This is a genomic window from Nitrosomonas sp. (genome assembly GCF_022842015.1).
In the GTDB taxonomy this organism is placed as follows: domain Bacteria; phylum Pseudomonadota; class Gammaproteobacteria; order Burkholderiales; family Nitrosomonadaceae; genus Nitrosomonas.
Map to the genome: position 1 here is coordinate 1 of NZ_JALHQJ010000003.1, position 14100 is coordinate 14100.

Sequence of the window (14100 nt, forward strand, 5' to 3'; positions counted from 1 at the left end):
CTGGCATTAATTTCAACTGTAATCCCTAAAGAATTTTGAGTTACTCTTACTTGACCATCCTTAACTAATGGCTCCAGAGCATGGAGGATATTCTTAGCCATGCCTTTCATCTTCTCTTGTTTTTTTACTTTCTGAGCGTTGAAATTATCTGTCAGCCTGATCAGGCCACCTTGATTTGAGGGCTCATGTTGAAGAGGTGAAAATTCAACTACCGGTTGAGATTCGGGTAATTGTAGAGATTCAGAAGTAGTTGAGTTATTACTTTTAAACGCGCTAACTAATGAAGAGCTCAACACACGATACTTACCTTCATTTACCGATGAAACAGCATACATCACTACGAAAAAAGCAAATAGTAATGTTATAAAATCTGAGTACGAAACAAGCCAACGCTCCTGATTTTCATACGGCTCATCATCTATTTTCTTTCTTCTCTTTATCATTCAGCAACTTAATAGTTAAATTAATACTTAATGAGACTAAATATAATATCCCTTCAATCGGCTTTCTATCAGCCGAGGATTTTCACCATTCGCGATTGCCACAAAGCCATCCACCATCATTTCCTGCATGACAACATGCTCATTAATAATATTTTTTAGCTTATTTGAAATTGGCAAGAAAATAAGATTAGCCAAACCAACACCGTAAATGGTTGCCACAAAAGCCACTGCAATACCGTTACCCAACAGGCTAGGATCCGATAAATTCTCCATCACATGAATCAAACCCAACACGGCACCCAAAATACCAATGGTGGGAGCATACCCACCAGCTGCTTCCCAAATCCGTGCAGATTGCCGTTGATGTGTCTCCAAAGCTAAGATATCAATTTCTAGGACTTCACGTAATTTTTCCGGAGTACTACCATCAGCAAGCAATTGCAAACCTTTTTTTGAGAATGGGTCTATCGCCGTAGGTATATACGATTCGAGTGCCAACAACCCTTCTTTGCGTGAAATGTTAGACCAATTAACAACTTGCTTAATTAAGTTCTGCGGGGAACTTTCAGGTGGATAAAATACCCACCTAGCCATTTTGACTCCATTGACAAAAACTTTGACCGGGCTTTGTAACAATACAGCACCAACAGTCCCTCCCATAACGATCAAAAAAGCCGCCGTCTGCAATAAAGAACCGACGTGTCCCCCCTCAAGAAATTGTCCACCGATAATTGCAACAAAAGCCAACACAATACCGGTAACACTATTCACATCCATCTTTGATTTCTTATTCATCCCAACATTCAATTAGATCACTGGATAATCAGCATTTCTTGCACCTCAAAGATTTCTCAAACGGGCACGAAGCCTTGCAACGGCTTGAGTATGCAATTGGCAAACTCTGGATTCGCTGACTCCAAGTACTTCGCCAATCTCTCTTAAATTCATCTCCTGTTCGTAGTGCATTCCCATCATCTGTTTTTCCCGAGGTGGTAAATTATCAATCGCTGCAATCAACTGGTTGCGAAAATTCTCATCCAGCAGCGCATTTAAGGGATCTCCCTCAGAATCAATAAATAAACGATCCAAGAAAGGCTCTTCATCATCTTGCTGAAAATCTTCGTAATAAATTAATTGCGCGCCTCGAGCACTCTGCAGAGTTTCATGATATTCATCCAATGACATATCTAATTCTTTAGCTAAATCCAGTTCATTGGGCGCACAACCATTGCGCTGCTCTAATAAATTCACAGCTGCTTCAATACGACGCATTTTCTTTCGTATACTACGCGGCAACCAATCCGCCTCGCGCAATTCATCCAAGATTGAACCTCGTATGCGCTGTGCCGCATAACTCTCAAATTGCCGTCCGTATGAACCCTCGTAACGATTGATGGCATCCAGCAAACCCATCATGCCGGCTTGAATCAGATCATCAACCTGAACGCTAGCGGGCAATCGGGTCATCATGTGGTATGCAATACGTTTCACCAGTGGCGTAAATTCAGTTATAAACTGATCTTTATCAATTGCTTTAGTTCCAGTCGCAGTATACATATCATTTACACCATAAAATTGGCCATACTTAGATGACTTGTCTGAATCAATCGTTGTATAAAATTATCAATTCCCCCGTGATACTTATCTGGACAAGAGGAGCGTAAAATATTTTGCGCCACCTGCCCAAAGCACATTGCAGCCTGTGAAGACGGGTATGCTTCGAGTACAGGCTTGCGCAATTGCGTTGAACTGCGTAATTTCTCGTCGTTCGGAATATAACCAGCATATTCAAGCGTTACCGATAGATATTGACGAGCCACTTTGTAAAAATTTTGATAAATTGCTAACGATTCAGCTTCCGACCCCACTTTATTCACCACTATGAGAAAATGCTTCCTCGTATACTCCTGGCTCATGATTTTAATCAGAACATACGCACCTGTAAGAGATGCGGCTGAACCCGAAATCACCATCATCACCTGTTCCGAAGCCAAACTGAGCGGCAACACGTGGGTTGTCCCCGCCATTGCGGTATCTATCAGAACAATATCTACAGATTTAGTTAACTCTGAAAAACTTCTGACAAGCCAATCTTGCTCGAGCGGACTCAATTTGTTCAGCGCATGAATACCTCTCATGGCGGATAATATGGCAATATTTCGAGGGCCCTGCAAAAGCACCTGATCCAGCTTTTTATCCTTATAAATTACATGCAGTAGGTCAAAACGTGCCTGCAATCCAAGACTGGTACAAATGTTGTTATGGCAAGGATTTTCATCAATCAGCAATACACGCTGACCTTTCTGAGCCAAGGCAACTGCCAGATTCACAACAAGACTGGTTTTTCCAACCCGAGACTTCCCTCCCGCAATAGTAAAGACACGCGCTGAATCAGATGCCGTGAATGATGTTAGTCTGCGCAGGCCCATTGCCTGATCGTGTAACATTAATCTAGTCATGGAAGAACCCTGCCGATGATTTTTCTCCAAATTGCGCCATTTCAGCGCTCTTCTTAGTCGCCATTACCAAAGCAAATTCGGCATCTTGTAGAGTAAAAGCAGAATCACCAGGAATGGGTTTAAAAACACGATGCAATAAATAACGCGGATTTGCTGCGTGAATATCTTCCGGAACTTTCTGTCCATTTGCGACATAATGCAGCACCAATTTTCTGCGAATAACAATATCCAGCGCCACACCCAAGCTCGCAGCCTCATCGACTTTAGTGATAATACAGCCGTAAATACCACTTTTCTGATAAGCGGAAACCACTTCATCCAGTGTTTTCCCATTGGATGCTGCACTTAATATCAACAATCGTTTAACATCGGCTCCACAATTACTTAACATCGTAATCTGCTCGGCAAGCATTTGATCACGCTGACTCATCCCTACAGTATCAATCAACACCATATGCTTATTTCTAAGCTCTGATAGTGTCAGCTGCAAATCTTCAGTATCTTTAATCGTGCGCACAGGAATACCGAGTAATCGGCCATATATCCTCAACTGCTCATGACCACCGATACGGTAGCTGTCAGTGGTGAGTAGTGCCACTCTATCCGCGCCATGCCGAATTACACAACGCGCCGCCAATTTTGCTGTGGTAGTAGTTTTACCAACACCTGTGGGACCAATCAACGCATAAATACCGCCCTTTTCTATTATTTCGTCGTTGACAACAGTATGCAGGTTAGAGACTAATGCAGACACTGCCTGCTTCAAGCTTGACTCGTAATCAAGCTCAGCGGTCAGTTTCTCTACTAACCGGCGCGATAATAGCGGGCTAAAACCTGAATCCAGCAAAGTACGAAGCAGTTTTAGTTTTTCCGGACTACGTTGCGTAAAATTTCCCCATGCAACAGTATTCAACTGATCCTCCAATGCGCTTTTCATGGCCTGAATTTCAGCAATAATGTCGCGAGCAAACGAAGCAGTCATCGCATTATTTGTGGTTTTTCTAACGCCTTCCTGGTCATTCGTTAAGGAAAGTAGCTCTGCATATGACTCAACAGACCCTAATTCTTTAGTTAGCTTTTTATTTTGCTCATAGTAAGCCGCACTCACTGAGTGTGATGCAGGTAATGGTTGCGAAGGTACTAAATTAGACATTTCAGAGTCAGCCAGTGCCATGATTTCCACGCCATCTCTGGTTTTTCTGTTCGAGAGAATGACGGCATTGTCACCAAGCTCTTCTTTAACCTGGCGCATCGCTTCTCTGGATGTGGATGCAATATAACGCTTTACTTTCATTTGTTACCTCCAATAACGGAAGTGATCTTAATTCTTCTTGAATCGGGAATCTCAGAATGGGCTAATACTCTTAATTGAGGCAGTGCGCGACGCAAAAATCTAGCCAACAAAAAGCGAATGGTGCCCGGAACAAGTAATACAATTGGCAATCCGAGCTTCTCCTGCTGCTGGGCAGCACTGTGAGCTTCTTTTAACAAGGTATCGGCAAGCCCGGGTTCAATCCCAGCGCTTTGTCCACCGCCGGTTTGCATCACTTGGCTAAGAATATTTTCCAATTCGTGATGTAAGCTCATTACTTGCACTTCTGAACCTGCAGGATAATATTGATCTAGGATAGCGCGCCCCAAGGCTGTTCTGATGATTGCTGTCAGCTCGATAGCATCCTGTGTTTGCACTGCATGCTCAGTCAACACATCGATAATGGTGCGCATGTCGCGAATATGCACACTCTCTTGTAGCAAGTTATGCAAAACTTTCTGCACTGTTGACAGCGGCAATAATTTTGGAACCAGATCTTCAATAAGTTTGGGAAATTGTGTATTAAGATGATCAAGCAGTTTCTGCAATTCCTGCCTGCCCAATAATTCAGCAGCGTGCGAATGGATCAAGTGGTTGATATGCGTCGTTACCACCGTGCTGGCATCAACCACGGTATAGCCATGCAGTTGCGCCTGTTCGCGTAAGGTTGCTTCAATCCATACTGCTGGCAATCCGAATGCCGGATCACTGGTTGCTGTGCCGGGTAACTGCATCGTGACTTGTCCTGGGTTTATCGCTAGATACATACCCAAGTAAGATTCTCCCTGACCGATGACAGAACCTTTCAACGTAATACGATAAGCGTTAGGTCGTAACTCCAGGTTATCCCTAATATGAATTACAGGTGGTAGAAAACCGATTTCCTGAGCAAATTTCCTGCGTATGCCATTAATTCTTTTTAGTAGATCACCTTGTTGTGCTTTATCAACCAAAGGAATCAACCGGTAACCAACTTCTAATCCCAATGTATCAATTGGAGTTACATCATTCCAACTGGCATCTGTCTTTTCGATTGTCGGTATTTCTGGAGCAACAGACTCAACAAGCTGCGTAACTGGGCTTTTTTTCTTCCAATAAGCTATCGCACCTAAGGCAGAAGCGATAAAAAGAAATACAAAATTTGGCATGCCCGGGATGAGCCCCATCACAGCTAAAATTGCGGCAGTAATTACCAATACTTGCGGTTGATTAAATAACTGACTTAAAACTTGCTCGCCCAGATCTTGATCAGTCGTTACTCGACTTACCACCATGCCTGCAGCGGTAGAAATAATGAGCGATGGGATTTGTCCGACCAAACCATCGCCGATGGTTAACAAAGTATAATTCTTCGCTGCCGATGCTAATTCCATATCGTGCTGCATAACACCCACAATCAATCCACCGACAATGGTAATCAGCATAATCAATATGCCGGCAATTGCATCGCCGCGCACAAATTTACTGGCACCATCCATGGACCCATAGAAATCGGCTTCTTGCGAAATGACCAGTCTACGTTTACGCGCTTCGTCCTCGCCGATCAATCCAGCATTCAAATCAGCGTCAATGGCCATCTGCTTGCCAGGCATAGCATCAAGTGTGAAGCGTGCGGTAACTTCTGCGATACGCCCCGCTCCTTTAGTAATCACGACAAAATTGATTACCACCAGAATAATGAACACCACCAACCCGACAGCATAATTCCCACCCACTAGAAAATGTCCAAATGCCTCGATCACTTTGCCTGCAGCATCGGGTCCGGTATGTCCTTCAAGCAAGACAACCCGGGTTGAGGCGATATTTAACGACAGTCGCAACAAAGTTGTAATCAACAAAATAGTCGGGAATACTGCAAAATCGAGTGGATTCCTGGTATACAGGCTCACCATGAGCACGATAATGGCTACCGCAATATTGAAGGTAAACAGCAGATCCAATACAAAAGGCGGCAATGGCAACACCATCATGGCCAGGATCATAATAATCAAGACCGGCCCAGCCAAGGTCCTGAAATTATTAATATCTGCTAAAGATGACAATGTAACCGCGTTATTCATGGTTTCGAAATAAATAATTTAAAGAAAATTTAACTTAAAATTCACTCACGCTGCTAAACCGCAAGATTTACCTGATCCAGCTCAGCCGGAACAGGCACATCAACCGGCGGTCTCGGCTCAGCGCCGCCATACTCGTTATATCGCCGTAACTGGAAAACGTACGCCAATATCTCAGCCACTGCGGTATACAGCTTTTCCGGTATCTCGCTTTCTAGTTCCGCGTGGTGATACAACGCTCGCGCAAGCGGCGGTGCTTCAAGAATTGGTATACGATGCTCAGTAGCAATCTCCCGAATTCGTGCAGCCAGCAAATGCACGCCTTTGGCGACCACTTTGGGTGCACGCATACTATTACTCTGATATCGCAATGCCACAGCATAGTGTGTCGGATTGGTAACAATGACGTCTGCCTTTGGAATTTCAGACATCATGCGACGGCGTGCGGCTTCACGTTGCAGATTACGAATACGGGCCTTGACGTACGGATCACCTTCGCTTTCCTTGTGTTCTTTACGAATTTCGTCTTGAGTCATGCGTAATTGTTTCGCGTGTTCCCAGAGTTGAAATGGCACATCGATCGCAACTATCATGATCATTGCGCCAATGATCAGCAGAAAACTCATTGCCAGAAAGTCACCGGTACGGCTAATTCCCAAATCAATGGATACTGTAAGCAGCGCTATCACAGACTCTTTGTTATTCCAAATAACTAATGCCGCGACTCCACCAATGATGACGGTTTTAAGAATGGCCTTAACAAGCTCAATCAGGCTACGCATTGAAAAAATGCGGGCCAAACCTTTAAATGGGTCAATGCGCTTAAAATCTGGAATAACAGCCTTAGCACTGATAATCCAGCCACTCAAAAACATCGGAGCAAAGAATGCCACGACCAGAAGCAAAAACAACAAGGGTGCCATCGATATCAGACCTTCAATAGCAAGCTGATAAAAACGATCGATCATTAATTCAGGCTGAAACGCCAACTCCCGCTCCATTTGCATGCCAGATTGCATGATTTTCACCAACTTCTCCATCAGAGCTGCGCCCATCATCAATATCCCGACAGCAGCAGCCATCAATAAGGTAAATGTGGTAAGTTCTTGAGAACGCGCAACCTGACCTTCTTCCCGTGCCTTCTCCAGGCGCCTGGGTGTGGCCTCTTCAGTACGTTCTAGATCACTTTCTTCAGACATGACAAGCTCCAAATTTCTATCAATGAATTATCATTGGAATTATCTGAATCCCATATTGGGAATAAAGAAGGAATCATCCCCTTTATTACTGGAACATTAAAAGCAGTCATATATCGTTCCTATCACCCATGAATCAGATCATTTTTCAGTTAATGGCTATGGCAAATCTGAAACGTATTACTATATGATTTACCCGTTTATTTTTGTGATCACTCGATGCAGTTTACTTTACGTTTTGTCGGATACATTTTTGCAACAGGGCTGCTTATCACTGTCTTATTGATCCTTATCGCCTTCTTACTGCTGCGCGCAAGTTTGCCGCAATATGACGGCGAAGCACCGCTTGCTGGGTTATCTGCACCCGTATTCATCGACCGAGATGCACTTGGCAGCGTGACCTTTAAAGGCGAAAATCGATTGGATTTAGCGCTGGCGATGGGCTATGTCCATGCACAGGAACGCTTCTTTGAAATGGATTTGATGCGCCGACAGGCTGCGGGCGAATTGTCCGAATTATTTGGTACTGCATCGCTCGCGCATGATCGCAAAGCACGTGCATTTCGCATGCGCACGCGCGCCACCGCCGTTTTACAACAGTTGCCTAAAACTCAACTGCAATTACTCGATGTTTATCGGGACGGTGTCAATCAAGGCATTGCAGCACTGACGGCGCGCCCTTTTCCATACTTATTGACTCAAACCCAGCCTACCGTGTGGCGCAATGAAGACAGCATCTTAGTCATTGCTGCAATGTTTTTTACTTTGAATGAATCCAATATTTATCGTGAATTGGCGCTATCCCGCCTGCGCGCAACGCTATCAGAACCGGTTTATCGATTTTTGAACACTCCGGCAGGCAATTGGGATGCACCGTTGATTGATGAACCCATCACCTTACCGGAACTCCCTTCAGCGGTGCATATCAATCTGCAAGCATTAGACAAAAAATTATTCAATGGCAACCCGTTAGCCATAGAACAATCGCCCGGCAGCAACAGTTTTGCGGTTGCCGGAGGACTAACCGATGGCCCTGCCATCGTCGCTAATGACATGCATTTATCGTTACGAGCACCTAACCTTTGGTTTAGAACTCGCCTTATTTATCCTGATGCCGCAACTGCAGATCAGTTTCACGACATCACCGGCATCAGCCTGCCCGGCGTGCCTTCAGTTGTGATCGGCTCAAATCAGCATATCGCCTGGAGCTTCACCAATAGCCACGGAGATTTTTCCGATTGGGTAAGGATAAAAACTGATGCAGACGATCCAACACGCTACCTCAGTTCAACTGGCTGGCAACCGATGAAGATTCACCATGAAACCATTCGCATCCGCAATTCAATAGATGAAACCCTGCAAATTTCAGAAACTGAGTGGGGCCCTATTTTGGCGCAAGACCACGATAAAACCCCATTAGCGTTAGCCTGGACAGCATTGCAACCTGAAGCTATAAATCTTAAATTGACCGAGCTGGAACAGGTCAGGTCCGCGCAACGCGCCGCAAGGATTGCACCATTACTTGGCATCCCGGTACAAAACTTTATCGTCGGTGATCGTCATGGCAATATCAGTTGGACTCTTGCAGGCCGCATCCCCATCCGATCAGGTATGTATGATCCGCACGTACCTGCCGACTGGACTACAGCAAGTACGGGATGGAGCGGATGGCTGGAGCCTGAGCGCTATCCGCTCATCAATAATCCTGCAACACTACGACTATGGTCTGCAAATTCACGTCCTGTTTCAGGTAGCCTGCTGAATCTTTTGGGTAATGGCGGCTTTGATTTAGGCGCAAGAGCCACGCAAATTCGCGACAGTTTATTGGCGCGTAACCAATTTACCGTAGCGGATATGCAAGCCATTCAATTGGATAATCGCGCGCTCTTGTTGACACGCTGGCATCAGCTACTGAGCAATATTCTGGAATCGGCAGACAGTGAGCTACCGTGGGTTTTAACAATGAAAAATGCATTAACTGACTGGAATGGACAGGCTTCCACGGATTCTATTGCCTACCGGATTGTACGCACGTATCGCCATGAAGTGACAAAGACTGTATTAAACGGTTTTGCCGCCCCAGTGCGGCAAAACGATGCAGCTTTTGAATTACCTAGACTAAGTCAAGCGGAAGTAATTGTGTGGCAACTGCTCGAACAGAGACCCCAACACCTACTGCCATCGCCGTATAAAAATTGGGAAGAATTACTATACCTTTGCGCACAACAAAGTGCCAAACAGATGCAACAAGATGGCGGTATTGCTGAACGAAACTGGGGTGAAGTCAATGCAGCGCGTATTCGGCACCCCCTCAGTCAAAAACTTCCGTCATGGGTAGCACAATGGCTTGATATGCCAAGTGATCCGCTACCGGGTGATCACAATATGCCGCGTGTGCAATCCCCCAACTTTGGCGCCTCGCAACGCTCCGTGGTTGCTCCAGGGCAGGAAGAACATGGCTATTTTGATATGCCTGGAGGACAAAGCGGTCATCCGCTTTCGCCATACTACGGTCGTGGGCACGCCGACTGGGTAAATGGAAATCGCACACCTTTTCTTCCGGGGGCAGCGGAAAGACAAATGAAGCTTATTTCAGTCCAGTCTAAATAAATGGATTCCAGCAAAGCTGGTTATCTTGGTTAATTATCTTCATCGATAAGCACTGCACTGCCATAGTACAAACTATCTGCTATGCAACAGATTACTTCTTCTGTCCGCTCCGATGTACTTCCGTTTCTTCAATAATTTGTGCGTCTTCGATGATTACGGTTTGATCCATACCGGATTGACGGTTTACATCATTGGATTGCTGCATGGTCTTTTCATGTTTCCGGCGTAACCACCAGAAACGTATGCCAACGACCACAACCGCCACGGCAACTAATGCCAGGAAAGCGGCAAAAAAGAAAATACCCGCGAACACCATAACCACAACAACGGGAATCAGCATCGCATAAGTAAGCCAGCGATTTAAAGGCGAAACCGGTGCACGCTGAAATTCTCCCGACTCATCCTGACGGTATTCAGCAATCCTGCTCATTACAATTTTTCTCTCTTCATCATTCATTGCATTAACTCCTCTATTGCAGCAATTGTTTTGGGTGCCGCTAAAGTTAAAAGTTCATGGTCTGTTTGCGTAACCACCACGTCATCCTCAATGCGAATGCCAATATTCCAGAAATGCTCCGGCACATTATCCGCTGGACGGATGTAGCAACCCGGCTCAACTGTCAGCACCATGCCAGGCTGCAATAAACGCCATTCACCTTTCTGTTTGTATTCTCCAACATCATGCACATCCATACCCAGCCAATGACCGGTCTTATGCATATAAAAACGTTTGTAGTCGCCCGACTCCAGCACAGCCTCCATGCTACCCTGACATAATCCCAAATCAATAAAACCTTGCGCTAACACAAGCAGTGCGGCTTGATGCGGATCATTCCAGTTATTTCCCGGCTTCACTTGCAATATTGCTGCTGTCTGGGCAGCCAGCACGAGTTGATACACATCTCTTTGTGCGGCAGTAAATTTTCCATTGATAGGAAATGTCCGCGTAATATCAGAAGCATAGCCATCCAACTCACAACCCGCGTCAATCAATAATAAATCACCTGATTTCAATTCGGCATTATTCTGCACATAATGTAATACGCATGCGTTAGCGCCTCCGGCAACAATAGAAGTATAAGCCGGTGACTGAGCACCATGCCGATAGAAGGTATAAAGCAATTCAGCTTCAATCTCGTTTTCGCGCATTCCCGGTATTGTCGTTTGCATCGCGCGCTGATGTGCCTGCGCTGAAATATCCGCTGCCCGCTGCATAATTTGCAATTCGTCGGTACCCTTAATCAGGCGCATTTCATCCAATAATGCACGGTAATCATGAATCTCACTCGGTGCCGCAACGCCTGTACGTGCCAGTTCACGCACCCGATTTAACCAACCGACAACACGCTGATCCCAGTTCTGATCCAATCCCAAGGCGGTGTAAACAGCGGGTTGATCTGCGAGTAACTGGGGCAGCAATTCTTCCAATTTAGCTAATGGATAAGTCTCATCAAAGCCGAAAACCTCCTTGGCTGCCTCCGGCCCATAGCGAAAACCATCCCAGATTTCACGCTCAGCGTCTTTCTCCCGGCAAAATAAAATATGCTCGGCCGGTGCACAATCAGTTGCGGCAACAATCAAAAGCACCGCCTCTGGTTCACGAAAACCAGTCAAGTAATAAAAATAGCTATCAAACCGGTATGGATAATGCGCATCACCATTCCGTAACCGCTCCGGAGCCGTTGGAATAATCGCCACACCCGTTTGCATTTGAGCTGCCAGAAGTTTGCGACGTGCGATAAAAGGTTGAATATAGGTCATAGTTACTATTTCAAGTTATTACAATCAGTTATTACTTGATCCCTGTTTGCGATTTAAGTTGCTTATCCAGTGCTTCGAGTCGCTCCGATGTTCCTACATCAATCCACTTTCCGGAAAAATATTCACCGCTCACTTTGCCTATTGCTATTGCCTGCCGCAATACCGGAGCTAGTTTTACCGCCATGCCTGGTTTTATTGCGCTAAATAGTTGCGGTTGATAAATGCCGATGCCACTAAACGTTAATCGATTGCTGCCTGTCAGTAAGATCTGATCCTGCTGTAACGCAAAATCTCCTGCGGCGTGATGCGATGGATTATCCACTAGCACCAGATGCGCCAACTGTACTTTCTCCGACTGCATCGCTCTCATAACCGGTAACAACGATACATAATCCATTTCACAATAAATATCTGCGTTGACCACCAAGAATGGCTGATTGCTGGATTGACTCGTCAATAGCGGCAAGGCATTAGCGATCCCTCCCGCAGTTTCCAAAACTACTTGTTCAGGTGAATATTGAATATTAACACCATAGCACTCACCTGTACCCAAAGCATTTTCAATCATTGCACCCAGGTACGCATGGTTAATGACAATATCAACAAAACCAGCACGCGCCAGATTTCTTAACTGGTATTCAATTAACGCCGCACCTCCTGCCTTTAACAATGGTTTTGGTACAGCATCGGTAAGCGGGCGCATGCGCTCACCGCGCCCCGCCGCAAGAATCATTGCCTTGTAGGCAACATTTTTAGAAGGTGTAGCCAATCTTCTGGTCTGATTTAGCAGGATGCAATTCATCCAATAAATTCAGCAGCGGACGGAGTTCCCGGTAGCGCTCACACGCTGTACGCAAATATTGCATCACCAGCGGCATATCGTTTAGATAAGTCGCTTTGCCATCGCGATAATTGAGACGGGCAAAAATCCCTAACACTTTTAGGTGGCGTTGCACACCCATCCACTCAAAGTCGCGATAAAACTCTGCAAAATCTGCAGCCACCGGCAACCCGGCTTGGCGTGCTTTTTCCCAATAGCGAATGGTCCAATCCAGAATGCGGTCTTCGTCCCAGTGAATATAGGCATCTTTGAATAAAGACACCAGATCATAGGTAATCGGCCCATGTACCGCATCCTGAAAATCAAGAATACCCGGATTCGGCGTGGATACCATCAAATTGCGTGAATGATAATCCCGATGCACCAATACTTTGGCCTGTGCCAGATTGTTTTGCACTATATGATCAAAAACATTGCGTAAAACCGTTTGCTGTTCTTTGGATAGACTCACTTGCAAATGTTTCGCAATATACCAATCCGGAAACATATCAAGTTCTCGCTGCAATAACGCTTGATCATAACTTGGCAAGCCTTCGACTTGTTGCGACATCTGCATTTGCACCAACGCCTCCGTCGCATCACAATAAAGTTGATTGGCTGATTCAGGTGCCTGATTGAGTGCATGCAAAAAAGTGGTATGACCCAAATCGGATAACAACAAAAAACCAAACTCTACATTTTGTGCCAGAATTCTGGGCACATGCACCCCGGCTGCAGCCAAAATCTCCGCCACGTGCAAGAACGGCGCACAATCTTCATATTGTGGCGGCGCATCCATCACAACCAGTGTCTGGTCATCGAAAGAAACCCGGAAATAGCGCCGGAAGCTTGCATCCGCAGAGGCTGGTTCCAGCATAAATAATCTTTCGGGGAATTGCCCCTTTAGCCAATTCTCAAGTTGTTGTATACGTTCCATTCATATATCCGGATAATTAATCGCTCTCATCAAGATCAAAAATAGCCTATATTTTAACCCTTGAGAAAACTTCAGAAACTTTCCCTAGCGGGTAAAACTGGAACCGTTCTCAATAACAGTGGATAATTCGAACTTGTAAGCTCACAGCGTGAGATTTTATCACGTCACACACGTGGCCAGTTGATCAGCTGGCAGATCAATCAACAAGGAGAACAACCATGATTAATAAAAATGTAATTGACGAAATCAATGCCAAAGTCAGCGAAATTATGCAAAACAGTCCAGCCAAAGATATCGAAAAAAATGTCCGGGTTTTATTATCGGGCGCATTTTCCCGGCTTGAATTAGTTACTCGTGATGAATTTGATGTACAGCAGGAAGTATTACAGCGCACCCGTGAAAAACTGATGATTCTTGAAGCCAAGGTAACCGCACTAGAAGCTCAGTTGGGTACAAACGAAATGCAGTCAGAGTCCGATAAGTAATTTATACTCCGTGGTAATAG

The 14100-nt window shown here is 45.2% G+C and carries 13 protein-coding genes; 2 read left to right on the plus strand and 11 right to left on the minus strand.

Annotated features, from left to right (window positions below; genetic code table 11):
• The 7 genes from Q0C11_RS00880 to flhB all read right to left on the minus strand — a co-directional run.
• The coding region (locus Q0C11_RS00880; protein ID WP_293004913.1) for a flagellar motor protein MotB at positions 1 to 443 on the minus strand (443 nt) is incomplete at its 3' end.
• Positions 444 to 479: 36 nt separating this feature from the next.
• On the minus strand, positions 480 to 1220 hold the full coding sequence (locus Q0C11_RS00885) for a flagellar motor protein (RefSeq protein ID WP_367273717.1): 741 nt from the start codon (positions 1218 to 1220) through the stop codon (positions 480 to 482).
• A 63-nt stretch (positions 1221 to 1283) separates the two neighbouring features.
• The gene (locus tag Q0C11_RS00890; RefSeq protein ID WP_293004916.1) at positions 1284 to 2000 is read right to left on the minus strand and encodes an RNA polymerase sigma factor FliA; all 717 of its coding nucleotides are present in this window, start codon (positions 1998 to 2000) and stop codon (positions 1284 to 1286) included.
• Between the two features lie 5 nt (positions 2001 to 2005).
• A complete protein-coding gene (locus Q0C11_RS00895; RefSeq protein WP_293004917.1) occupies positions 2006 to 2902 on the minus strand; it encodes an AAA family ATPase in 897 nt (298 codons plus the stop codon).
• Positions 2895 to 4196, minus strand: a complete 1302-nt coding sequence (gene flhF, locus Q0C11_RS00900) for a flagellar biosynthesis protein FlhF (protein ID WP_293004918.1) — start codon at positions 4194 to 4196, stop codon at positions 2895 to 2897. The genes Q0C11_RS00895 and flhF overlap by 8 nt, the downstream gene beginning before the upstream one ends.
• Positions 4193 to 6274: a flagellar biosynthesis protein FlhA gene (gene flhA, locus Q0C11_RS00905; RefSeq protein ID WP_293004919.1), complete on the minus strand. Its 2082-nt coding sequence runs from the start codon at positions 6272 to 6274 to the stop codon at positions 4193 to 4195. Before flhA ends, flhF begins: the two co-directional genes overlap by 4 nt.
• A 53-nt stretch (positions 6275 to 6327) precedes the next feature.
• Positions 6328 to 7470 carry a flagellar biosynthesis protein FlhB gene (gene flhB, locus Q0C11_RS00910; RefSeq protein ID WP_293004920.1) on the minus strand — a complete coding sequence of 381 codons (1143 nt, stop codon included), beginning with the start codon at positions 7468 to 7470 and terminating at the stop codon, positions 6328 to 6330.
• 216 nt (positions 7471 to 7686) lie between these two features.
• On the opposite strand from flhB, the gene Q0C11_RS00915 reads away from it, so the two are divergent.
• Positions 7687 to 10077, plus strand: coding sequence for a penicillin acylase family protein (locus tag Q0C11_RS00915; RefSeq protein WP_293004922.1), 2391 nt, complete (start codon positions 7687 to 7689; stop codon positions 10075 to 10077).
• Between the two features lie 91 nt (positions 10078 to 10168).
• Here the strand turns inward: Q0C11_RS00915 and Q0C11_RS00920 are convergent, their stop codons facing one another.
• From Q0C11_RS00920 to Q0C11_RS00935, 4 genes are read right to left on the minus strand one after another with little or no spacing between them, the layout of a single operon-like run.
• Entirely contained in the window at positions 10169 to 10534 is a 366-nt protein-coding gene (locus tag Q0C11_RS00920; RefSeq protein WP_293004924.1) for a hypothetical protein, read from the minus strand.
• Positions 10531 to 11838: a Xaa-Pro aminopeptidase gene (pepP, locus tag Q0C11_RS00925; RefSeq protein WP_293004925.1), complete on the minus strand. Its 1308-nt coding sequence runs from the start codon at positions 11836 to 11838 to the stop codon at positions 10531 to 10533. The genes Q0C11_RS00920 and pepP overlap by 4 nt, the downstream gene beginning before the upstream one ends.
• A 31-nt stretch (positions 11839 to 11869) precedes the next feature.
• Positions 11870 to 12571 carry an N-acetylmuramate alpha-1-phosphate uridylyltransferase MurU gene (gene murU / locus Q0C11_RS00930; protein WP_293005034.1) on the minus strand — a complete coding sequence of 234 codons (702 nt, stop codon included), beginning with the start codon at positions 12569 to 12571 and terminating at the stop codon, positions 11870 to 11872.
• A 19-nt stretch (positions 12572 to 12590) separates the two neighbouring features.
• Positions 12591 to 13595, minus strand: coding sequence for a phosphotransferase (locus Q0C11_RS00935; protein WP_293004927.1), 1005 nt, complete (start codon positions 13593 to 13595; stop codon positions 12591 to 12593).
• A gap of 218 nt (positions 13596 to 13813) precedes the next feature.
• Here Q0C11_RS00935 and Q0C11_RS00940 point away from each other — a divergent pair, with 218 nt between their 5' ends.
• The gene (locus tag Q0C11_RS00940; RefSeq protein WP_293004929.1) at positions 13814 to 14080 is read left to right on the plus strand and encodes an accessory factor UbiK family protein; all 267 of its coding nucleotides are present in this window, start codon (positions 13814 to 13816) and stop codon (positions 14078 to 14080) included.
• Positions 14081 to 14100 lie beyond the last annotated feature (20 nt).

Bases quoted from the DNA above. Each gene is read 5' to 3' on its own strand.
- Q0C11_RS00885 (WP_367273717.1), bottom strand. From the start codon at position 1,220: ATGGATGTGAATAGTGTTACCGGTATTGTGTTGGCTTTTGTTGCAATT.
- Q0C11_RS00890 (WP_293004916.1), bottom strand. From the start codon at position 2,000: ATGTATACTGCGACTGGAACTAAAGCAATTGATAAAGATCAGTTTATA.
- Q0C11_RS00895 (WP_293004917.1), bottom strand. From the start codon at position 2,902: ATGACTAGATTAATGTTACACGATCAGGCAATGGGCCTGCGCAGACTA.
- flhF (WP_293004918.1), bottom strand. From the start codon at position 4,196: ATGAAAGTAAAGCGTTATATTGCATCCACATCCAGAGAAGCGATGCGC.
- flhA (WP_293004919.1), bottom strand. From the start codon at position 6,274: ATGAATAACGCGGTTACATTGTCATCTTTAGCAGATATTAATAATTTC.
- flhB (WP_293004920.1), bottom strand. From the start codon at position 7,470: ATGTCTGAAGAAAGTGATCTAGAACGTACTGAAGAGGCCACACCCAGG.
- Q0C11_RS00915 (WP_293004922.1), top strand. From the start codon at position 7,687: ATGCAGTTTACTTTACGTTTTGTCGGATACATTTTTGCAACAGGGCTG.
- Q0C11_RS00920 (WP_293004924.1), bottom strand. From the start codon at position 10,534: ATGAATGATGAAGAGAGAAAAATTGTAATGAGCAGGATTGCTGAATAC.
- pepP (WP_293004925.1), bottom strand. From the start codon at position 11,838: ATGACCTATATTCAACCTTTTATCGCACGTCGCAAACTTCTGGCAGCT.
- murU (WP_293005034.1), bottom strand. From the start codon at position 12,571: ATGATTCTTGCGGCGGGGCGCGGTGAGCGCATGCGCCCGCTTACCGAT.
- Q0C11_RS00935 (WP_293004927.1), bottom strand. From the start codon at position 13,595: ATGGAACGTATACAACAACTTGAGAATTGGCTAAAGGGGCAATTCCCC.
- Q0C11_RS00940 (WP_293004929.1), top strand. From the start codon at position 13,814: ATGATTAATAAAAATGTAATTGACGAAATCAATGCCAAAGTCAGCGAA.